Here is a 17,197-nt window from a genome sequence, read left to right as displayed (position 1 = left end):
CGCCGGCTTTGAAAGAAGCAGTGTGACGAAAATCCGCCGCCTTCATTGGCTTGCCGGTTCGAGTCCGGTCCCCGGCACCACGACGGTTCAACACACACTTTCTCTAAAAGTGGAATCTTGTAGAAACAACGGGTTAGCGCAACGCACCTGTTCATGCATACAGGTATTTTCCCCCGCTTTATGGGGAGGGTTGTAGAATGGATTCCCCATCCGCTACACACCATTCTCCCCACGATGGCATCAATCACCCCTCACAAAGATGGCTTCCGCGCGCAGGTCTATGTCGGCGGCGTACGCGATTCGAAGGTGCTGCGCACACGTCGCGAGGCAAACGCGTGGGGCGCCGCGCGCGAAGCTGAACTGAAACGTCTACGAGACATGCCGGTCGGTGACCGCCATACGTTGGGCGACGCGCTCAACGAATACTCGACCCGCGTATCGACGAAGAAGGGCGGTACGAAGTGGGAGCAAAACCGCATCGCCTCGTTCATCAAACAGTTTCCCGAGTACGCGCAGCGGCCGCTGTCGCAGGCCGATACCCCAATGTGGGCTGAGTGGCGCGACCGGCGTCTATCCGGATATGTCGGGCCGGACGGCAAGAAGGTGGACGGCATCACGAACGGCTCCGTACTGCGGGAGATCAACCTCTACCGCAACGTCTACACGATCGCGCGGAAGGAATGGAAGTGGGCCGACGTAAACCCATTCACTGATCTAGGTATCCCGCCTGACAACGCTCCACGCACGCGGCGCGTCCACTGGAAAGAGGTTCGCAGAATCGTACGCTGGCTCGGGTATCGAACCGGACATGAGCCGACGACGATATACCAGGAGGTCGCGCTCGCGTGGCTCGTCGCGCTACATAGCGGCATGCGCGCGAAGGAACTGCGCGGGCTCGGGAAGAAAACGCTGAACATGAAGACCGGGGTTGCGCGGCTCGAGCACAAGATGCAGTACCTGACTGGGAGGCCGCGCGAGATTCCGTTGCCGCGGCCCGCGCTGCGTCTACTGAAGGCGGTCGCCCACCGTGAGCAGTGCTTCACCGTCGACGCCGATTCGTTGAGCACGCTGTTTCGAAAGGCGCGGATCGCGCTGCTGATCACGGGAATGACGTTTCACGACTCGCGAGGCGAGGCGCTTACGCGCCTGGCTCGCAAGGTCGATGTGCTGACGCTATCGCGCATCAGCGGGATCAAGGATTTGAAGCTGCTGCAGGAACACTACTACCGCGAGACGTCCGAGCAGATCGCCGCGCGGCTTTAAGCATGCGCCTCGCGAGCCTTGTCGATCTCCTCGATCGGAATGAGGCCGCACCGGTTCAACCTGAGACTGCCGGCTTTTACCATCTTGCTCACCGTCCACCGGCTGATCCCGAGCATTTCGGCTGCCTGAATCTGCGTTACGTGCGTCGGGCGCGGATGGGTTTCCGCGTAGAGCTGCACCGCGCGGCGGGCGACGTTCATCACTTCGTTCGTTTCCATCATCGTGCCCTCGTGGTCATGGCAAGCTCGACGCGGCGGCTGATCTCGCGATCGTAGCCGTTGAGCGTAGATTTCAGGTTCGGCGGCGCGGGTGGTGTGGCCGTGAGCGGATCGATGGCTTTCTCAGCCGTTGATAGCACGCGAACATATTCCATCTGCCTGCCTCCGCGAGCGCGTTTCACGATCATGCCGATGTGGGCGGCGCAGGTGAGCATCTTTCTGGTGACGCCCACGGTTTGCCGGCTATCGAACCAGTCATGGATCTGATCGATCGTGTAGGGGCGGTCGAGCTCCATGTGGGCGATGAGGGTTGTTTGGTCGATCTGCTTCACGATGCGTTTCCCCCGCGGGCGGCGTCGAATTTGAGGTATTCCGCGTACTCGGGCCAGTACTTGGCGACGCTTTCGGCGTGCTCATTGGCCGTGCCATCCCATTCGATGACGACTGCCGTGACGGTCGGCCAGTGGTCGGGATTGCGGCCGTCTGCAACCGACTGCGCTCGCTGCTTCGCGAGATATGCGTCCCAATACGCATTGAACGCAACGGCAACCTTGTCGGCATCCTCTTTCGACGGTGCGGCTACAACATCGTCCGGGCCTTGGATATTGAGCATCCAGAGTTTGGTCATTGCTTTTCTCCCTCGCGGGCGGCGTCGCCGTCCACGTATTCGAGGATCGCGCGTGCATGGTGGTAGTCGACCGCCAAGCCATCACACTCGCCTTCGATGGCTTCCCGAAGACGCGCGATGCGTTCGTCCATCACCGCCCGTCCCGCACCTGCTTGTGGAGTGGGGTGGGTGGAGAGAAGCGCGCGAATCTCGTCGGAGCACCGGTCGCCCACTTCGGCCATGAAGTCGTAGCGGCCGTCTCGGGCAACCTGCGCTTGAAGATTCCAGTTCTCGGCCAGCTCGTCGCAGACCTTTGCGCATTCCTCGATCGCTGCCGCCCGCTCCTCGCTCTGCGCTGCCGCATCATCGGCGACGGGCTGGGGTGTGGCGGAGAGAAGGTCAGTCAAGCGGCCGAGCAGGCGCAATTCAGCGTCGTAGAACGCCTTGTCGTCTGCATCAGGCCATTCGTCACCGATCGCGCAACCGGCTTTCAGTCCGTCAGCGCTGCGCGAAATGCTCTGGCAGGCGTCTATGATCGTGGCGCGCTCGGCGGCCGTCAGCGTCTTATTCATGCTTGGCTCCTTCCAGATTCGATTGGACCCAGTCACGCATGCGCTGCCAGCGCTTGGCGCCAAGACGATCCTCCGGGATACGCTCGTACTTTCTAAAGACGTGTTGCCCCCATTCCGGATACCAGGGGCGCACCGGGCCGCACAGCACGAAGGTGATGGGCTCGAATGGATACAGCCCTTCGTCGTTCTCGTAGACGATCTCGCGGACCATCGCTGGCGCGATATTGAATGCCACGGCGACAGCATCCCAGTCGTCCGGGTCGATCGGCCCCATGTCCAGCCCGCGAGCGTGACCGAGCGCGCCGAGGGTGCAGAACTGCCCGTCTTCGTTCACGAGCGATTCGGCCGCGAGGGACTTTACCGGCATTGCATCGAGAGCGGCGGCGAGCTCGCGCAACGCTGCTTGACCACGCTTGCCGCTGATAGCCCGATGTACGGCACCGCGCCACAAGCCAAGAGTGCCGTCCTCGTCTTCATCCGTATATCCGCTTCTGCTCATTGCTTGGCTCCCTCGAGAAGGGCGCTGCGGGCCTGCGATAACGTGTCGCCGACCTTGCGCAAGAGCTTGCTCAGGCCCGTGAGCGACTTTTCATCGGCAGCGATTGCCACGTTGCCAATCGAGGCGATGTTGTTATCGATCATCACTATGAGCGGGTGTTCCTCCGTCAGCCCGACAGGAGCGGATGCCGGGGCGGCGATCGGATGAAGCCCAACGTGCCAGACGACGATGCCGCCGATCTCGAACGAGCAGCTCCACACATCAGCCGCCCACTGATGTTCATCTTCGAGATCCTGCGCATACATAACGCGCAAATCCTCCGGGGCATCCGATGCTGAGCCGTAGATCAAGCTGAGAACGGCATCGAGCAAATCGTCGCGGCACATGACGATCTTCGCCTCCGGAATGTCGGTTTCACCGTGGCCGATGACGATGAAGCACTCGCCGGCCAGTTCTGCCGGTTGCGCGGATGCCGTGGCGGGAGGGGACGAATTCAATGGCTCAGCTGCGCGCAGGCACCCCCGATGTTCGCTGGCGGTTACGAGATAGCCGCAACATTTGCACCGCTCGATCTCTTCCGCCCCCGCTGCATTGGGCGATGAGGCGCGGGCGTCGCGCAATTCCTGAATCGCGTCGAGGATGACCGAGTAGTCGCAGTCCTCTTCGAGCTCAAGCGCCTCGCGGATCGCATCCATTTCCTCGCACTGCTTCGACACGGTAACGCCGAGCGCCCATTCAGGAGCCGCCCGCTCGTCCGCCACTGGCGGTTCGGGCTGTGCGACACCCGGTCGCCAACGATCGGAACCCGGGGTGTAAACGAGCCCCATTGCCTGAACGGTTCGCATCGCCGCATCGCGCATTGCTTCCGCGTCGTCGGCCGGCGCTGCTTCGTGCTGCTCAGTGGACGGCGCGATGATCGCGTTGCAACTCGTGAGCGCACCGGAGACGGCCTCGCGGATGCCGGGCGCATCGTTAGCAAGCCGGGCCACTTCTTCCGTGAATTCCTCGGTCAAGCCGTCGTAGGGAATTGGCGCTGCTTCGTGCTGCTCGACAGGGGATGCGGCGCGAAGGTTGCGGATCGCGTCCGCGCAGCGCCGCATCGAAGCGGTGCCGATCTTCTGGATATAGCTGCCCCGCCCGGTTGCCGGCCCGAGGCGTTCATTGGCGCTCGCCAGCCGGTCGCAAATCGTTGCGGCTTCCGTCAGCGCATCAGCGCGGCTATTGTCGGTGGTCATGTGTGGTCCTCAGAATGTTTTTGTGAGATCGCGATCAACAGCCTTCCCGAGCGAGCGCAGGAGATTCGCGAGCTGCGCGCGGTCGTGGTGGTTCGCAGTCGCCTGACGTAGCAGCCCGAAGTACGAATTCGCGACGGGCATCAGGTCGCCGGACGGCGTTTCTGCGACACGGCGCAGTGCTTCATTGCGCGTGCGCTTCCGCGTCTCGCGGCGCCAGGGTTTGATGACCTGGCCAACGAAGTCGACGCCGCGGTCGACGGGTTGCAGGATCGTCTTGCGAGGATTGATGCGCGCGCCGAGCCGGGCCGGCAGAAACGCCGTCACGTCCGCGAGGATCTCGTTTAGCCGAGCTGGAGATTCGTGCAGGAACACGAAGTCGTCGACGTAGCGAACGTAGTGCCGCGCGCGCAGCTGATGCTTCGCGTGCTGATCGAGCACATCGAGGTAGACGTTCGCGAAGAACTGGCTCGACAAATTGCCGATCGGTAGGCCGAGGTGTGCTGGCTGCTCGACCAGACGCTTGTGACGCGGCACCTGCTCGAGCAGCGCCGGATCGCCCCGATAGACGAAATCGGTACGAGGGTCGTGCATGAGCACGATCTCAGCCAGGGACCGCCAGAACGGTTCGCGGATCTTCGCGAGCAGCAGCTCGAGCAGGATCGTCTTGTCGATGCTGACGAAGAAGTTCGCGAGATCGCACTTCAGGTAATACGCCGGCCGCGACCAGTTCTGTGTGATCGAACGGATCTTCGATTCGAGGCGCTCGGCGGCGCGCAGCATGCCGCGTTCCTTGATGCATGCGAACGTGTCGGCGATGAACGAGCGCTCGAAACGCGGGCCGATGCGGTTGTACAGCAGGTGATGCACGACGCGATCGCGAAACTCGGCCGCCCATACCTCGCGGTGCTTCGGCCGAGTGATGACGAAGCAGATCGAGCGGCCGGGGCGATAGGTGCCCCCGGCCAGCTCGTCATGCAGGCGGCGCAGGTTGTGTTCGAGGTCTATCTCGAACGCGAGCGCCGCCGGGGTGTTGCGCTTCGTGCGCCGGCAGTCGAGGTAGGCCTCGACGAGCTCGGCGAACGTGAATCCGTCGTTCCAATCTGCGGACGGCCCGGGCGCGCAGCTGGTTGTTCTGTTGGTTGTTGTTCTGGTTGCCGTTGTTGAAGTTCTGATACCAGGCCCAGCCGGAAGAATCGTGCTATCTACGTCGCCCGACCGATTGCTCAGCCGGGAAACTGCGCTGGACGCCGCCGCACACTGGCGGCGCGTTTCCTCATTGCGCATAGCGGTGCCCTTGTGGGGCAGCGGCACGACCAGATTGAAAGATCGCTCAGCCATGGAAGCCTTGACCTCCCTGGAGCGGGCGATTACCTGCGGACTTCTTCCATGCGTTGGCCTGCTTCCCGATGCTGGTCGTCAGCTCGACGGCGCGCCCGTAGGCGCCCTTGTCGACCTTGCGCTTGTTGAAGCCGAGCCGCAGCAGCAGGTTGATCACCTGCAGCCGCTCGATGAGCTCCGACAGGTGGGGCGACTTGTCTGCTGCGACATTCGCGCGGTACACGAGCACGATGATCTCGATGCACTCGACGTTGATCTTCTCGCCGATCGATCGCTTGAAGTCCCGCTGCATGTTCGTGACGACATCGGTCACGACATCCAGCAGGCCTTCGGCAGCGCGGTAAATTGGCAGTTGGGTGTGCAGGGCCACGATGGTCTAAATGGTCAAATTACTGAAGGAATGAATCTGCGGACGGCCCGGGCGCGCAGCTGGTCGTACTGCTGGTCGTAGTCCTGGGTGCCGCTGCAGAAGTTCTGATACCAGGCCCAGCCGGAGGTCTCCGCTTCCTCGCCGGACCAGTACCAGGCCGATTCGAACTCGCCCTGCAGGTTCGTGAAGAGCAGCGACTGCTCGCGCCGCGAGGGGAGTTCACCGCCTTGCTGCTCGGCCCATTCGCACGCCTGGGCCCACGTCACGTCCTCGGCCTCGCCGGGGAGCAGGATCAGGTAGTGGGTCAACGCGCCGTCCTCGTCGAGGATCGAGCCTACGAAACGCTCGCCAGCTGCGAGCGGGATCGTGACTGCGTCGACGCGATACTCGGTCGCGCGCGGCAGCTTCTTGAGCTCGTCGATCATCGCGTTGATGCGGGCGTGATCGTCAGCGAGCTTCGACTGTGCGGCCTCGATGGCCGCGAGTGTGGTCGTCATGCGATGCTCCGGTTGAAATGGATGAAGGGTTAAATCGGCAATCTGCGGACGGCCCGGGCGCGCAGCTGGCTGCGCTGTTGGCTGCCGTACTGGGTGCCGTAGCTGAAGTACTGATACCAGGCCCAGCGATCGCCGTCGGGCTCGTTGCTCCAGTACCAGTCGCGCTCGAATGAGTCACGGCAGTTCGCGAACAGGAGCGCCTGCTCGACGCGCGTCGGCAGGTCGCCGCCGATGCTCTTTGCCCACGCGATCTGATCCTTCCAGGGTGCGGCTGCGTTGTCGCCCGGCAGGAGGATCACGTGATGAAAGTCACCGTTCTTGTCGCCGATCGCGCCGACATAGATTTCGCCCTCTGCGAGTGGCGGAATTTGCAGTTGCTGCATGGCTGATCCTTGAATGGATGAATAGATTAATTTTTGAATCTGCGGACGGCCCGGGCGCGCAGCTGGGTGCGCTGTCGGGTGTCGTTCTGGGTGCCGCTGCTGAAGCCCTGAGCCCAGGCCCAGCCGGAATATTCGGGATCGTCGTCGGGCGTGTTCGACCAGTACGCGGTCTTCTCGAACTGGTCGCGGCGCTGCTCGTATGCGATCACGAGCTCGGCACGCGTCGGGAGATCACCGCCGCGCGATTTCGCCCAGTCGATCTGGGCTTGCCACGACGCGCGGCCGTTCTCGCCGGGAAGCAGAACGGTGTGCTCGACATCGCCGTTGGAATCGACGATGCCGCACAGATAGATCTCGCCTTCGGCGAGCGGTGGAAGCTGGATCTGCATGGTTTCTCCTGGTGGGTGCTGAGGAAGTGCGGGGGCTATCGGGGCATCCATTCGGTGCCGCGCACGATCCGGCCGACCGGTTCGAGCACGAGCACCTCGGATTCTTTTTCGCTGCGCACGAGGGCGCGGCCGCGGCGTTGCGCCTTCTCGAGCGATTCGTGGCGCTGCGGTTTGCAGTTGCGGCCGACGGTCACAAACAACGGTGCGCGAGCGCCGACCGGGCCGAGCGTGAGCTCGTCGATGCGCGCTTCGAGCGTCGCGGCGTTCGCGCGCCAGGTGTCCGCCTTTTGCTTCAGCTCGGCGTTTTCGATCTGCAGTTGCGAGATCTGACTCGCGGCGTCCGAGACGAGGTCCGCGTTCTCCGCGGTGAGCCGCTCGATGGTGGCGTGCAGTTCGGCAATGACATGCGCGCTATCGACATGGCCGACAGCCGCGGGAGGCAGGCTCGCGATCGCTTCAGCGAGAGTGGGGCTGGAAACGACCGGAGCATCCTGGTCCGACTCAGCTGCCGCCGGCGTGCCGCGCGCGAGCCAGTACACGTACTCGTTGTCGCCGCCGACACGCTTCTCGCGCTCGACCTGGCCAACTGCATGCATCTTGTTGATCGCCTTCACGACGTCCAGGTGCGGCAGACCGATGCCGGTCGCGACCGTCTTGGCGGTGGCCTCGGCCACGGTGCCGAGGAAGGTTTCGATGTCTTCCGTCATGCTGTCCTCACGTGTTTGAGGTGGAAGCCTCAAGGGTGGGTGCTCGGCTCGCATATGGCAGCGGGTAGCATGAATCGCCGGCGCTGCAGGCCTGGTTGTGACGGCGCCCACCCGTCACTCCGAGCACCCACCGTTGAAGCCGGTGGAAAAAGCGGGGCGAGACTTCCGCCCCAAAGTGCCGCGCGATACGAGGGAACGCGCGGCGGCCATGGGGAAATCAGTCGATGAAGGGATGCTCAACTTGCTCAAGCGAGCGAAGGCGCACTGATTCGCCGGTCTTCGCAAGAGCGATCTCTTCGCCATGGATGACAGCCCAATCGAACAGTCGCTTCGTCAGGCGGATGTCGTTGATGCAGTAGTCGATGACTTCGCCGATACGGCCCTGCTGCCAGGCGATCGGCGCGTGCGCGCCATTGCCTGACTTGCGGATCCCGAAGTTCACTTCGCATGTCGCGTCGAGGCCGTAGCCGGTATGCGAGTTGCCGCCGAACGTCGGATCGAGGCCGGCCGCGCGCCAAATCTCTGCGAGCAGGTCGTAACGCGTCACATCGGGGAAGAACCCATCGGTGAAGCCGGATTCGCAGGCGAGCACCTTGTCGTCAAAGCCGATTCCGTTGAACGAGACGAGCGGCGCGCGGTCAGCGCACAGCGCGAAGAATTCCTCGAAGTTGTCGCGGCAGAAAACGCGGTACCGCGACTCGGCGTAGTCGTACGCGCCGATGACGCTGATCCCCATGCCGGCATGGTCGTGCCAGCCGTCGCAGTACTGGATGCCGTCGACGCGCGTTTCGCCGCGGCCCAAGATCGCCTTGGCGATCTCGATGTCGTAGATAAGGGAGTTTCCGAATTCGGTCATGGAATGCCTCAATCGTTGTCGTTGGCGGCGCGGGATTTCGCGTCGCGGGTGGGGGAGGGGGCGGTGGTGGCTTCCCGGACGGCGCGCGCTTCCGCGCCGAGCGCGAGGCAGCGGCGGATGAGCGGGTTGGTGATCGCGTCAACGGCCGAGCCGCGGCAGCGCTGCAGGCGGAATTCGCGCGCGATCATGGCGTCGGTGACGGGAGGCGGGCCGGCCATGGTCAGGCGCTCCGCAGCATGCTGGTGCGCACGCGCGCGGTATCGGCTTCGTCCCATTGCTGAGCAAGTGCGAGCACCAGAACGATGACGAGCAGGGCGGCGAACGATTTCGCCCAGAAGACGAGTAGCGCCTTCATGCCCACAGCCCCATAAGGCGATCGAGCGGCGGCGCGATAGCCGAACCGAGCAGATAGAACAGGGCGAGCACGGCGAGCGGCAGCCAGTCGGCGCGGGGCTTCATGCGACAGCCTCGATCGCGTGATACACGTCGAGCGCCTCGGCCGCGATCACAGCGTCGCGGGTGAAGTAGTACGTCGCGAGGTGGACGGCGTTATCCCAGCGCAGCTTGCGCGCCTTGCGCTGGCGCTTCTGCTCGGCACGCATCACAGCGTCGAAGTCGGCCGGCGTGCGCGGGCGCTTCAGGCGAGGTGCGTTCGACTTCGGCGGTCGGCCCGCAACGATGCGCGTCGCCCGCTTGCCGCTTGCGGGAAGCACATCAACGGGAATGCCGCGCGACGGCAGGATCTGCGCGAGCAACGCAGCCGCGACGCTGCCGGCTGCGATGGCGATACGGTTCTTGAACATGGAGGTCTGCCTCGTCTGGTTGATGTGCCTACAACCGTAGATTACAACCTACAACTTATGTGTGCAAGTGAAAGTTGTAGTGAGGCGCGAAAAAAAGCCCGCTGATGCGGGCGTTTCGTACTCGATAGCGCGTCTAGTCCGTTTTCAGTCGGCGCCAATATGGCGAGCAGCCTCCGATGTTCCCGTTGTACTGGTAGCTTCGGATTCGATTCGACATATCGACTTCGAGCAGGATTTCGCAGTTATAGCCCACTGTCATCGGGACGTAACTCGTGGATGATCCATATGCTGTCGTCGTGCCGAATCTATTGAAGGCGGTAGCGGTCCCATAGGTGGTCTGAGGCATCGAAATTATGCCAGTGGAATTTGACGACCAAATATAAACATGGTGACCAGCAATCTGACGCTCCCCGTTCGGGTATCCGAGCCGTTGAATCACCAGATCGAGCGGTTCGCCGACTAGGCCGCCAAGCTGCTCATTGAATCCACTCCAAGTCATACATCCCGCCAGGGCGACGGGAAGGGCGGCGCTCGCAAGAATCTTCAATCTCATTCGTCGGGTCTCCGGCAGGGATAGGAATTATTCCGGCACCCACTTCCCGATTACAACACCGACGATGCGAGCATTTCCATTGATGTGAATGTAAGGCATGGGCCAATCAGGATTCAGCGCCTTCAGCATACGAGTGCCGTCAGGATCAATGATGAGCTGCTTGAACGTCGCGCGATCGTCGTTAGTGAGGCGCACGACGACCATACTTCGATTGATTGGATCGCGAGAGGGGTCCACCGCGATAAAGTCGCCTGGTGCATAGCTTTTGTCGCCGCCCGGGTTATACATAGACTCCCCGACGACCCGCAGGCAGAACGATTCTTTGCCGTGCTTGAACGGGCACGGGATCCAGTCTTCTGCGTCGTGCTCTGTAAACGAACCCACCAGATCAGCCCATTCCCCTGCTTGAACCCACGAGATCAGGGGCAGCTTCCCCTCAACGTTCAAGCTCTTTTCCCCGAATCGCTGCGCCGGAGACGGGGCTTTCGTGTCTGCGCCGCCCTCCGAACTTACATCCAGCAATTGTAACGAGTTTTCGTAAATTGTCCCTTTAATTAATTGAGCAAAGGTAACGCTGAGAGCTTCCGCGATCGCGGAAAGACGCCCATAACGAGGTCGTCCGCCGTCCTCCCATTTCTGGACGGCCTGCGGCGAGATGCCGAGTGCGCGGGCGAGATCCGACTGTGAGAGCTCCTTCGCTTCGCGCAGGCGCGCAATGCGCGTTCCGATTTCTTCTGGTTCCATGGCCCGCATCGTACAAGCATCAGTTGTAGGGCGCATTGCAAATCTCGGTTGAAAGTTTCGGTTGTAAGTTGTACTCTCTCGGTTGTAGGCAACCCAACCGGAATAAGCGCTCTATGGAAACCTCTGCAATCAAGCGAGCCTGTGCCGAAGTCGGCGGTCAATCTGCCCTCGCTCGCAAGCTCAATTGCACACCGCAGGCTGTCCAGAAGATGTGCGCCTCCGGCCGCGTCCCATCTGAGCGTGTTCTCGAAATCGAGCGCATCTCTGGCATCAGCCGGCACGAGCTTCGCCCCGATCTTTACCCAGAACCAACCGTCGCCGACCCCCAACAGGAGGCGGCATGACTTCGGCCGAGCCTATTGCTTCGTTGCAGGCCCTTCTTGAATCGGCTGAATCGGGAGAGCGGATCGATCTTCGGCCTTGTCCGCCATACGTCCTAATGCAGCTGCCAGATGGCGAGCTTCGTCGGGGGACAGACGAAGAGTCAGCTGAATGTCTTCGACAAGTCCGAGCTGCGCTCCAACGGTATGGAACATGAGCGCGACATCGCCGGGGATGGTGCCGACCGACACACCCTCGGGTTTGACGACGATGATTTTTTTGCTCACAGGAGCCTCCTTTCATGGAAGGGATTGACGTAGGGGTACGCGATTCTGGCATGGCTGGAGGCTCCGCTTTTTACGGGATCTGCGTTGATCTCAGTTTTGTCGCAAGTCGATGAGGTCGGGGCGGTCCCGCTCTACCAGCCGTCGTATAACCCGCAGCCCAATCGAAAGCGGTCCGCAGCAGCACACATAACGATAGACGCATCAGGGAGCAACAAGATTGACCCGAGGCCGCGTACGTGGACGACAAACAGATAGGTGAAGGCATGGCAAGACCACGGTCAAGCAGCACGATCGGCAAGCTCACTGTCGATATCAAAACCCGCGTTGACGACGACACGCGCGATGAACTGGATCGCCTCGCTGGCGATGCTGGTCTGAACCTGTCCGAATTCCTGCGGGAATTGATCATGGTGCGCGTGTATGGGCGAGATCACGTCGTGAGACTACATCGCGCGCGCCTCGCGATGGTGGCGGGAATCGGTCCAGAGGAGGGCGAGTAATGGCCCTTCTGTGCATGCTCGCCCTCTGGGTCGGCATCGGCACGCGCGCGTTCGCGCCGCTTTTCTGGGCTGTCGGGTGACTACCTGATGGACGCCGACATTCTGACCTTCGGCATGGCGGCGTGCATCGCCGTGTCGATCATCTTTTGCCTGAGGAACCCCCAATGAGCCTTCATCACGAGAATCTCGCGTGGGAGATCGAGCTCCCGAGCGTGAAGAAGATCGTGCTGCTCGCGATCGCTCGCGCGGCGAACCTGAACAACCGCGAATGCTGGCCGACCGTGCAGCACCTCGCGTTCAAGTGCGGCCTGAGCGAGAGCGCGGTGCGGAGCGGTATCGACGCGCTCGTCGAGCTGGGCCTGATCGAGGTGATGAAGGCGCCGGGGAGGGGCCGCATCTTCCGCGTGCTGCTCGGCGCCGAGGTGACGGCATGACGCTCGCCTCCATGTCCGAATCGATGCGCAACGCGTTCTATCGGGATGTGCTCGAGCGCGTTGCGGTGGCTCCGCGCCCACGGTTCTCTCCCCTCGATCGCGCCATCCCTCCGGCAGAGCGGCCTTCCGCTGGCCGTATGTGCTTGTCGTGCGGCGCGCGCGAATCCGGCGGTGTGTTGCCGTGCGGGCACTGATGGAGGCCGCCATGCGCATCTACGTTGCCGGCCCGATGACAGGGCATCCCCAGCTGAATTTCCCGGCCTTCCATGCCGAGGCGGCGCGCTTGCGTGCCCTCGGCTACGACGTGGTAAATCCGGCCGAACTGAACGCCGATCCGGCGGCCGACTGGCTGCAGTGCATGCGGACGGACATCAAGCACCTGGTCGACTGCGATGCGATCGCCATGCTGGAAGGCTGGCATCACTCGCGCGGCGCACGGCTCGAATACACGATCGCGATGCTGCTCGGGCACGCCGTGTTCCGCGCGGTCGATATCGTCGAGAGGCTGGCGGCATGAGGCTCTCCGACTTTCTCGAAAACGTCGGTCACCCCGTTGCCTACTACCCGGCGCTAGCGAGCACGCTCGGCGGTGTGAATGCGGCTGTGCTGTTCTGCCAGCTCTATTACTGGTCGAAGCGTTCCACGTCGGATCTCGGCGTGCACAAGACGACCGAAGAATTGAAGGCTGAAACAGGCATGTCGCGGGCTGAGCAGGAGACCGCGCGCAAGGCACTGAAGAAGCGTGGCGTGTTGATTGAGAAGCATATCCGCCTCGAGCACAAGATGTATTACCGCCTGGATCTGGACGTGCTTGAGCGCCTGATGGAAATGCGCTCAAGCGCTGCCGAAGAGGGTGCTGATCCCGAAAGCGAGAATCAAGCATCCCCGAAAGCGAAAAACTCGCGCTCCCGAAAGCGAGATTCCAGCATTCGGGAAAGTGACATTCCAGCATTGGCGGATGCGGGAATCATTGAATCGGGAGCGCGGGAACCTAGCGCCCCCGAAGCAGCAAATCTCGCATTCGTTAACGAAGAAAAGACTACAGCAGAGACTACAGCAGCAGAGGCGCGCGAAAGTGGGCCTGTGGATAACTCTGCTGCTGTTGCTGCTGATTCGAAAAACGAAAAAGCCAACACCGAGCTCGAACTCATCGACTTGCTGATCGCGCTTGAGCGTGAGCGAGGCAAGGATCTGTCGATCGACCGAAGTCGAGATCGCGCCCACGTGCTGACATGGATCGGGAAGGGTGTGACGCCCAACCAACTGCGCGCGGCGCATGTGCTTGCCGTGGCGGCGCGCAAGCGCGACAGCGATGACCGACCGGCCTATGCGGGCTTCGTGTCGACGTTCATCGACGACGCCATGTCGCCGGCCGCCGCCGCACCTGCTGATCCCATGGAATGGCACCTGACCCAGGTCGGCACCGAGGCACGCGGCGCTGAGCTGGGTATGCGCGAGCGCAAGCAGGACGAGGACTGGCGGTATTACCGCGTCCTGGTCGCGCGGGCGTCGCGCGAGCCGCGCGCCATCGAGCACGTGCTTACCGACGCTCAGCGTTTCAACGCCGTCGACCTCTACCAGTTCGCGCGCGCCACTTTCGGCGACGCGCTCATGCCCGTGGACGACTTCGCATCATGAGCAAGAGCGCACTTCGCTATCCCGAGAGCGCGATCGCCGGTGGCATGTTCGGCACCGCGCGTGTGCGCGGCATGCTCGCTGACACGGCGGCGCGCCTGACGTCTTCCGCTGCCGTTCCGCTCGAGCCGACGATCGCACGGCTGATCAGCGCGACGCCGGCCGCGGTCGCAGCGACGCCGCTGCAGCGCATGCAGGCGCTCGGCCGACTGCCGGCCGGCCGCATGAACAAGACCGAGGCCGCATACGCGGAGCAGCTCGCAGCGCGCGTGCACGTCGGCGAGATCCTCGAGTTCAAATTCGAGTCGCTGAAGCTGCGGCTCGCCGATCGCACATGGTACACGCCGGACTTCTCGATCGTGCTGCCAGACGGCACACGCGAGATTCACGAGGTGAAGGGTCATTGGACCGACGACGCCCGCGTGAAGATCAAGGTCGCCGCCGAACTCTATCCCTACTACCGCTTCATCGCCGTGCGGCGCGTGAAGGGTGAGTGGATTCGGGAGGTGTTCTGATGGGCGGCAAGCGCTGGAGCGACGACGAGATCGCCACGATGAAGCAGATCGCCGAGTCTGGTGAGACGCTGCTCTCGCAGATGCATCGCCTGCCGGGCCGCACATGGGCGGCAGCGCGCCTCTACGCGTCGAAGGAAGGCATCGCCTTCAAGGAATCGGTCTCTTGGTCGGCCGACGAGCAGGCGAGGCTCCGGAAGATCTACAGCAGCAACGAGTCGATCAAGCTCGGCGTCCGCCGGCTGCTGCCGCACCGCAGCTATCTGGCCGCGAAGGGCGAGGCGCAGCGCCTCGGCCTGTCGGGAACGAAGACGCGCACCGGCCGCACGGGCTACTCGTGGATCGAGCGCGCGATCGAAGACGTGCTCGCCAACGGCGGCCGGATGACGGTAAAGCAGTTGGCGACCCGGACTGGCGGCTCGATCAACGCGATCGGGAAGGTCCTCGCGAAGAACCGCGGCACGAAGTTCCGCGTCGCTGATTGGGAGCGCGTCGGCGGCGCGGCGGTTTGGGAACTCGGCAGCGGTCCGGATGCGCCGCGGCGCCCGCCGCGCACCGCAGCTGATGCGTGCCGCGCATTCCGCGAGCGCTCCCGGATCCGCGCCGGCCGTGTCGACCCCTTCGCTTCGCTGATTCAGCAGGTGACGGCATGAGCCATCGATCGAACAAGCGCGAGCGTGAGCACATGGGCCGCATCGCAGGTATGGAGTGCATCTGCTGCTACCTACTCGGCCGGAAGCAGCAGAGCAAGACGGATGTGCATCACGTGCGTGTCGGTCACGGCGGCGCGCAGCGCGCTGGGGATTTCTGCACGGTCCCGCTCTGTCATGACGACTGCCACCAGGGCAAGAACGGCGTGCATGGCGACCAGACATACCTGCGCATCCTGAAGGTGACGCAGATCGACCTTCTGAACGCGACGCTTGAGAGGCTGTACGGATGAGGCTGCTCGTGCGCATGACGCTTCCGTTTGCATCGGCTGACGGATACGAAAAGTTCGAATGCCTCGCGCAGCGGCTTGTTGGACCGGTGATCGATTCGGAGAAGGGCGGCGCGTTCATCTTCGTCGATGTCGATCTGCCCGAGAAGTATCGCGTCTTCGCGGCGGCGCGTGGCTGGAATGCCGATGGCACCTATCGCGTCGAGGCGACGGTGAAGGAGAACCGGCGATCCCTTTCTGCCTTTCTGGCAAGCGGCGATCTGAACTGGAACATGGAGGAAGGGAACTGATGGATCGAATCGATGAATTGCTGCTCGACTGGTACGAATGGAGCCAAGGCTACAACCTGGGCGTCGGCTACCAGGCATTCGATAGCAGCACCGCGCAGTTCCGGTCGAGCCGTCAATGGATGGAATACGAGGATCTGAACGAGGAGGTCGACTGGCAGTTGAAGAAGACCGTCGGAAAGATCATCGAGCCGATGATCCAGAAGCTCGACCTGCGCGCGCGCGTCGCGATCAACACGGAGATGCGCAACTTCTCGGCCGGCGCAGAGGTTTGGTCGAGTGCGCGTCTCGGCCATGGATCGAATATACGTGCCGAGTACGAGCGCGCGAAAGCTATCCTTTGCCCGCAGATGATTGCGGCCGGGTTGCTTGACCGGAATGCTTGTACGCCGCTCGAAAATGCCCTATGATTTCTCGCAGTTGGACGAGTTGCGTCCAGAGAAAGCCGAATTGATTTCCCGAAAGCCCGCTTGGCAGCCGCCAGCGGGCTTTTTGCATTGGAGCTGGCGATGGCGACGATGAGTGCGAAGAAACGCGACAAGTTGCCCGCGAAGGCGTTTGCGGGCCCGGATCGGTCGTACCCAGTCAATGATCGTGCACACGCGGCGAACGCCAAGGCTCGCGCGACGCAGGCCGTCAACGCCGGGCGCATGTCCGGCAGCGAGAAAGCCAAGATCGACGCCAAGGCCGACAAGGTTCTCGGCGAATCCCCGAAGCGCGGCGAGCGCACGGCCAAGCATAAGGCCACGAAGTGATTCTTCCGCAAGCCGTGAGTGCGCGAACCTCGGCAGCTGCTGACGTATTGGAAGCCAGTGGTCTCCGCCGGATTCCGGAACTCGTGCTGGCGACGCGCGGCAGCGATCCCCTCAATGAACGGAGCATGACATGAGCGACATCAATGCAGCACCGAGCAGTACCGAGCCCGCAGTGCCGGTCGAAACGCTTCCGCCGAGCGACAACGCGTTCACGCAGGGGGCTGGCGCGGTCGCGCCGGGGGAATCGAATGCCGCTGCCCCGGATGCGGGCGCCGCGGCTGACGCCTTGGTACCTTCGGCCTCTATGGAGACTGCGCCGTCGACGGATGCGCCCGGTGCTGTTGATGTCGATGGTGGCGTCGACGCTCCGTCGCACCTGATGCTGCTCGACGCCATGCTCGCCGAGATCGAGCGCAAGATCGCAGCTGGCATCCACACGTTCGCGCACGAGGTTGCGGCTGCGCGCGATCACCTTGCGAAGCTGCTGTAACG

General features: G+C 62.7%; 31 protein-coding genes. 13 read left to right on the top strand and 18 right to left on the bottom strand.

All coding sequences use genetic code 11. The features are described 5' to 3' along the window. Positions 1-234 precede the first annotated feature (234 nt). On the top strand, positions 235-1,263 hold the full coding sequence (locus DIE15_RS12490) for a tyrosine-type recombinase/integrase (RefSeq protein WP_124833363.1): 1,029 nt from the start codon (positions 235-237) through the stop codon (positions 1,261-1,263). Here DIE15_RS12490 and DIE15_RS12485 read toward each other — a convergent pair. The 17 genes from DIE15_RS12485 to DIE15_RS12405 form a co-directional block, all read right to left on the bottom strand. Then, complete coding sequence (locus tag DIE15_RS12485; protein WP_260428243.1) at positions 1,260-1,484, bottom strand: helix-turn-helix domain-containing protein; 225 nt, start codon at positions 1,482-1,484, stop codon at positions 1,260-1,262. The genes DIE15_RS12490 and DIE15_RS12485 overlap by 4 nt on opposite strands. After that, a complete protein-coding gene (locus tag DIE15_RS37630; protein ID WP_260428242.1) occupies positions 1,481-1,813 on the bottom strand; it encodes a hypothetical protein in 333 nt (110 codons plus the stop codon). The genes DIE15_RS12485 and DIE15_RS37630 overlap by 4 nt, the downstream gene beginning before the upstream one ends. Beyond that, complete coding sequence (locus tag DIE15_RS12475; protein ID WP_260428241.1) at positions 1,810-2,109, bottom strand: hypothetical protein; 300 nt, start codon at positions 2,107-2,109, stop codon at positions 1,810-1,812. Before DIE15_RS12475 ends, DIE15_RS37630 begins: the two co-directional genes overlap by 4 nt. Next, complete coding sequence (locus DIE15_RS12470; protein ID WP_124833362.1) at positions 2,106-2,660, bottom strand: hypothetical protein; 555 nt, start codon at positions 2,658-2,660, stop codon at positions 2,106-2,108. Before DIE15_RS12470 ends, DIE15_RS12475 begins: the two co-directional genes overlap by 4 nt. Then, positions 2,653-3,159: a hypothetical protein gene (locus tag DIE15_RS12465; RefSeq protein ID WP_124833361.1), complete on the bottom strand. Its 507-nt coding sequence runs from the start codon at positions 3,157-3,159 to the stop codon at positions 2,653-2,655. Before DIE15_RS12465 ends, DIE15_RS12470 begins: the two co-directional genes overlap by 8 nt. Then, positions 3,156-4,394, bottom strand: coding sequence for a hypothetical protein (locus DIE15_RS12460; RefSeq protein WP_124833360.1), 1,239 nt, complete (start codon positions 4,392-4,394; stop codon positions 3,156-3,158). Before DIE15_RS12460 ends, DIE15_RS12465 begins: the two co-directional genes overlap by 4 nt. 9 nt (positions 4,395-4,403) lie before the next feature. Beyond that, positions 4,404-5,399 (bottom strand): RNA-directed DNA polymerase, encoded by a 996-nt coding sequence (locus DIE15_RS12455; protein WP_124833400.1) that lies wholly within the window; start codon positions 5,397-5,399, stop codon positions 4,404-4,406. 325 nt (positions 5,400-5,724) lie between these two features. Next, positions 5,725-6,102 carry a four helix bundle protein gene (locus DIE15_RS12450; protein WP_124833359.1) on the bottom strand — a complete coding sequence of 126 codons (378 nt, stop codon included), beginning with the start codon at positions 6,100-6,102 and terminating at the stop codon, positions 5,725-5,727. Positions 6,103-6,116: 14 nt separating this feature from the next. Next, positions 6,117-6,599, bottom strand: coding sequence for a DUF1566 domain-containing protein (locus DIE15_RS12445; RefSeq protein ID WP_124833358.1), 483 nt, complete (start codon positions 6,597-6,599; stop codon positions 6,117-6,119). A 29-nt stretch (positions 6,600-6,628) separates the two neighbouring features. Beyond that, complete coding sequence (locus DIE15_RS12440; protein WP_124833357.1) at positions 6,629-6,982, bottom strand: DUF1566 domain-containing protein; 354 nt, start codon at positions 6,980-6,982, stop codon at positions 6,629-6,631. A gap of 26 nt (positions 6,983-7,008) precedes the next feature. Further along, positions 7,009-7,371, bottom strand: a complete 363-nt coding sequence (locus DIE15_RS12435) for a DUF1566 domain-containing protein (protein WP_124833356.1) — start codon at positions 7,369-7,371, stop codon at positions 7,009-7,011. Between the two features lie 35 nt (positions 7,372-7,406). Next, the gene (locus DIE15_RS12430) at positions 7,407-8,132 is read right to left on the bottom strand and encodes a 1-pyrroline-5-carboxylate dehydrogenase (protein WP_260428240.1); all 726 of its coding nucleotides are present in this window, start codon (positions 8,130-8,132) and stop codon (positions 7,407-7,409) included. Positions 8,133-8,295: 163 nt separating this feature from the next. Next, positions 8,296-8,934, bottom strand: a complete 639-nt coding sequence (locus DIE15_RS12420) for a ribonuclease H-like domain-containing protein (RefSeq protein ID WP_124833355.1) — start codon at positions 8,932-8,934, stop codon at positions 8,296-8,298. A gap of 8 nt (positions 8,935-8,942) precedes the next feature. Continuing rightward, entirely contained in the window at positions 8,943-9,152 is a 210-nt protein-coding gene (locus tag DIE15_RS12415) for a hypothetical protein (RefSeq protein ID WP_124833354.1), read from the bottom strand. A 2-nt stretch (positions 9,153-9,154) separates the two neighbouring features. Next, positions 9,155-9,289, bottom strand: a complete 135-nt coding sequence (locus DIE15_RS37625; protein ID WP_260428239.1) for a hypothetical protein — start codon at positions 9,287-9,289, stop codon at positions 9,155-9,157. A gap of 100 nt (positions 9,290-9,389) precedes the next feature. After that, complete coding sequence (locus tag DIE15_RS12410; protein ID WP_124833353.1) at positions 9,390-9,737, bottom strand: hypothetical protein; 348 nt, start codon at positions 9,735-9,737, stop codon at positions 9,390-9,392. Positions 9,738-10,317: 580 nt separating this feature from the next. Beyond that, complete coding sequence (locus tag DIE15_RS12405) at positions 10,318-11,034, bottom strand: LexA family transcriptional regulator (protein WP_260428238.1); 717 nt, start codon at positions 11,032-11,034, stop codon at positions 10,318-10,320. A gap of 113 nt (positions 11,035-11,147) precedes the next feature. On the opposite strand from DIE15_RS12405, the gene DIE15_RS12400 reads away from it, so the two are divergent. After that, on the top strand, positions 11,148-11,378 hold the full coding sequence (locus DIE15_RS12400; protein WP_124833351.1) for a YdaS family helix-turn-helix protein: 231 nt from the start codon (positions 11,148-11,150) through the stop codon (positions 11,376-11,378). A gap of 12 nt (positions 11,379-11,390) precedes the next feature. Here DIE15_RS12400 and DIE15_RS12395 read toward each other — a convergent pair whose 3' ends face one another. Further along, a complete protein-coding gene (locus DIE15_RS12395; RefSeq protein ID WP_124833350.1) occupies positions 11,391-11,642 on the bottom strand; it encodes a hypothetical protein in 252 nt (83 codons plus the stop codon). Positions 11,643-11,878: 236 nt separating this feature from the next. Here DIE15_RS12395 and DIE15_RS12390 point away from each other — a divergent pair, with 236 nt between their 5' ends. The 11 genes from DIE15_RS12390 to DIE15_RS12340 all read left to right on the top strand — a co-directional run bounded on the left by DIE15_RS12390 (position 11,879) and on the right by DIE15_RS12340 (position 17,195). Continuing rightward, entirely contained in the window at positions 11,879-12,142 is a 264-nt protein-coding gene (locus tag DIE15_RS12390) for a ribbon-helix-helix protein, CopG family (protein WP_124833349.1), read from the top strand. 164 nt (positions 12,143-12,306) lie between these two features. Next, positions 12,307-12,576, top strand: a complete 270-nt coding sequence (locus tag DIE15_RS12385; protein WP_124833348.1) for a helix-turn-helix domain-containing protein — start codon at positions 12,307-12,309, stop codon at positions 12,574-12,576. A gap of 193 nt (positions 12,577-12,769) precedes the next feature. Then, entirely contained in the window at positions 12,770-13,093 is a 324-nt protein-coding gene (locus DIE15_RS12380; RefSeq protein WP_260428237.1) for a DUF4406 domain-containing protein, read from the top strand. Then, positions 13,090-14,214 (top strand): hypothetical protein, encoded by a 1,125-nt coding sequence (locus tag DIE15_RS12375; RefSeq protein ID WP_124833347.1) that lies wholly within the window; start codon positions 13,090-13,092, stop codon positions 14,212-14,214. The genes DIE15_RS12380 and DIE15_RS12375 overlap by 4 nt, the downstream gene beginning before the upstream one ends. Then, positions 14,211-14,726, top strand: a complete 516-nt coding sequence (locus DIE15_RS37620) for a DUF1064 domain-containing protein (protein ID WP_260428236.1) — start codon at positions 14,211-14,213, stop codon at positions 14,724-14,726. The genes DIE15_RS12375 and DIE15_RS37620 overlap by 4 nt, the downstream gene beginning before the upstream one ends. Continuing rightward, complete coding sequence (locus DIE15_RS12365; RefSeq protein WP_124833346.1) at positions 14,726-15,376, top strand: hypothetical protein; 651 nt, start codon at positions 14,726-14,728, stop codon at positions 15,374-15,376. The genes DIE15_RS37620 and DIE15_RS12365 overlap by 1 nt, the downstream gene beginning before the upstream one ends. Beyond that, on the top strand, positions 15,373-15,666 hold the full coding sequence (locus tag DIE15_RS12360; RefSeq protein ID WP_124833345.1) for a hypothetical protein: 294 nt from the start codon (positions 15,373-15,375) through the stop codon (positions 15,664-15,666). Before DIE15_RS12365 ends, DIE15_RS12360 begins: the two co-directional genes overlap by 4 nt. After that, positions 15,663-15,953: a hypothetical protein gene (locus DIE15_RS12355; RefSeq protein ID WP_124833344.1), complete on the top strand. Its 291-nt coding sequence runs from the start codon at positions 15,663-15,665 to the stop codon at positions 15,951-15,953. The genes DIE15_RS12360 and DIE15_RS12355 overlap by 4 nt, the downstream gene beginning before the upstream one ends. Further along, complete coding sequence (locus tag DIE15_RS12350) at positions 15,953-16,360, top strand: hypothetical protein (RefSeq protein ID WP_124833343.1); 408 nt, start codon at positions 15,953-15,955, stop codon at positions 16,358-16,360. The genes DIE15_RS12355 and DIE15_RS12350 overlap by 1 nt, the downstream gene beginning before the upstream one ends. 60 nt (positions 16,361-16,420) lie before the next feature. After that, positions 16,421-16,705, top strand: a complete 285-nt coding sequence (locus tag DIE15_RS12345) for a hypothetical protein (RefSeq protein WP_221624170.1) — start codon at positions 16,421-16,423, stop codon at positions 16,703-16,705. Between the two features lie 130 nt (positions 16,706-16,835). Beyond that, positions 16,836-17,195 carry a hypothetical protein gene (locus DIE15_RS12340; RefSeq protein WP_124833342.1) on the top strand — a complete coding sequence of 120 codons (360 nt, stop codon included), beginning with the start codon at positions 16,836-16,838 and terminating at the stop codon, positions 17,193-17,195. Positions 17,196-17,197: the final 2 nt, after the last annotated feature.

This window comes from Burkholderia sp. Bp9031, from assembly GCF_003857965.1.
GTDB lineage: Bacteria > Pseudomonadota > Gammaproteobacteria > Burkholderiales > Burkholderiaceae > Burkholderia > Burkholderia ambifaria_A.
Note: the sequence above shows the minus strand (reverse complement) of the source record. Positions and strands in the feature narration are given on the sequence as shown.

Bases quoted from the DNA above. Each gene is read 5' to 3' on its own strand.
- DIE15_RS12490 (WP_124833363.1), top strand. From the start codon at position 235: ATGGCATCAATCACCCCTCACAAAGATGGCTTCCGCGCGCAGGTCTAT.
- DIE15_RS12485 (WP_260428243.1), bottom strand. From the start codon at position 1,484: ATGATGGAAACGAACGAAGTGATGAACGTCGCCCGCCGCGCGGTGCAG.
- DIE15_RS12475 (WP_260428241.1), bottom strand. From the start codon at position 2,109: ATGACCAAACTCTGGATGCTCAATATCCAAGGCCCGGACGATGTTGTA.
- DIE15_RS12470 (WP_124833362.1), bottom strand. From the start codon at position 2,660: ATGAATAAGACGCTGACGGCCGCCGAGCGCGCCACGATCATAGACGCC.
- DIE15_RS12465 (WP_124833361.1), bottom strand. From the start codon at position 3,159: ATGAGCAGAAGCGGATATACGGATGAAGACGAGGACGGCACTCTTGGC.
- DIE15_RS12460 (WP_124833360.1), bottom strand. From the start codon at position 4,394: ATGACCACCGACAATAGCCGCGCTGATGCGCTGACGGAAGCCGCAACG.
- DIE15_RS12445 (WP_124833358.1), bottom strand. From the start codon at position 6,599: ATGACGACCACACTCGCGGCCATCGAGGCCGCACAGTCGAAGCTCGCT.
- DIE15_RS12440 (WP_124833357.1), bottom strand. From the start codon at position 6,982: ATGCAGCAACTGCAAATTCCGCCACTCGCAGAGGGCGAAATCTATGTC.
- DIE15_RS12435 (WP_124833356.1), bottom strand. From the start codon at position 7,371: ATGCAGATCCAGCTTCCACCGCTCGCCGAAGGCGAGATCTATCTGTGC.
- DIE15_RS12430 (WP_260428240.1), bottom strand. From the start codon at position 8,132: ATGCGAGCCGAGCACCCACCCTTGAGGCTTCCACCTCAAACACGTGAG.
- DIE15_RS12420 (WP_124833355.1), bottom strand. From the start codon at position 8,934: ATGACCGAATTCGGAAACTCCCTTATCTACGACATCGAGATCGCCAAG.
- DIE15_RS12415 (WP_124833354.1), bottom strand. From the start codon at position 9,152: ATGGCCGGCCCGCCTCCCGTCACCGACGCCATGATCGCGCGCGAATTC.
- DIE15_RS37625 (WP_260428239.1), bottom strand. From the start codon at position 9,289: ATGAAGGCGCTACTCGTCTTCTGGGCGAAATCGTTCGCCGCCCTGCTC.
- DIE15_RS12410 (WP_124833353.1), bottom strand. From the start codon at position 9,737: ATGTTCAAGAACCGTATCGCCATCGCAGCCGGCAGCGTCGCGGCTGCG.
- DIE15_RS12405 (WP_260428238.1), bottom strand. From the start codon at position 11,034: ATGGAACCAGAAGAAATCGGAACGCGCATTGCGCGCCTGCGCGAAGCG.
- DIE15_RS12400 (WP_124833351.1), top strand. From the start codon at position 11,148: ATGGAAACCTCTGCAATCAAGCGAGCCTGTGCCGAAGTCGGCGGTCAA.
- DIE15_RS12385 (WP_124833348.1), top strand. From the start codon at position 12,307: ATGAGCCTTCATCACGAGAATCTCGCGTGGGAGATCGAGCTCCCGAGC.
- DIE15_RS12380 (WP_260428237.1), top strand. From the start codon at position 12,770: ATGGAGGCCGCCATGCGCATCTACGTTGCCGGCCCGATGACAGGGCAT.
- DIE15_RS12375 (WP_124833347.1), top strand. From the start codon at position 13,090: ATGAGGCTCTCCGACTTTCTCGAAAACGTCGGTCACCCCGTTGCCTAC.
- DIE15_RS37620 (WP_260428236.1), top strand. From the start codon at position 14,211: ATGAGCAAGAGCGCACTTCGCTATCCCGAGAGCGCGATCGCCGGTGGC.
- DIE15_RS12365 (WP_124833346.1), top strand. From the start codon at position 14,726: ATGGGCGGCAAGCGCTGGAGCGACGACGAGATCGCCACGATGAAGCAG.
- DIE15_RS12360 (WP_124833345.1), top strand. From the start codon at position 15,373: ATGAGCCATCGATCGAACAAGCGCGAGCGTGAGCACATGGGCCGCATC.
- DIE15_RS12355 (WP_124833344.1), top strand. From the start codon at position 15,663: ATGAGGCTGCTCGTGCGCATGACGCTTCCGTTTGCATCGGCTGACGGA.
- DIE15_RS12350 (WP_124833343.1), top strand. From the start codon at position 15,953: ATGGATCGAATCGATGAATTGCTGCTCGACTGGTACGAATGGAGCCAA.
- DIE15_RS12340 (WP_124833342.1), top strand. From the start codon at position 16,836: ATGAGCGACATCAATGCAGCACCGAGCAGTACCGAGCCCGCAGTGCCG.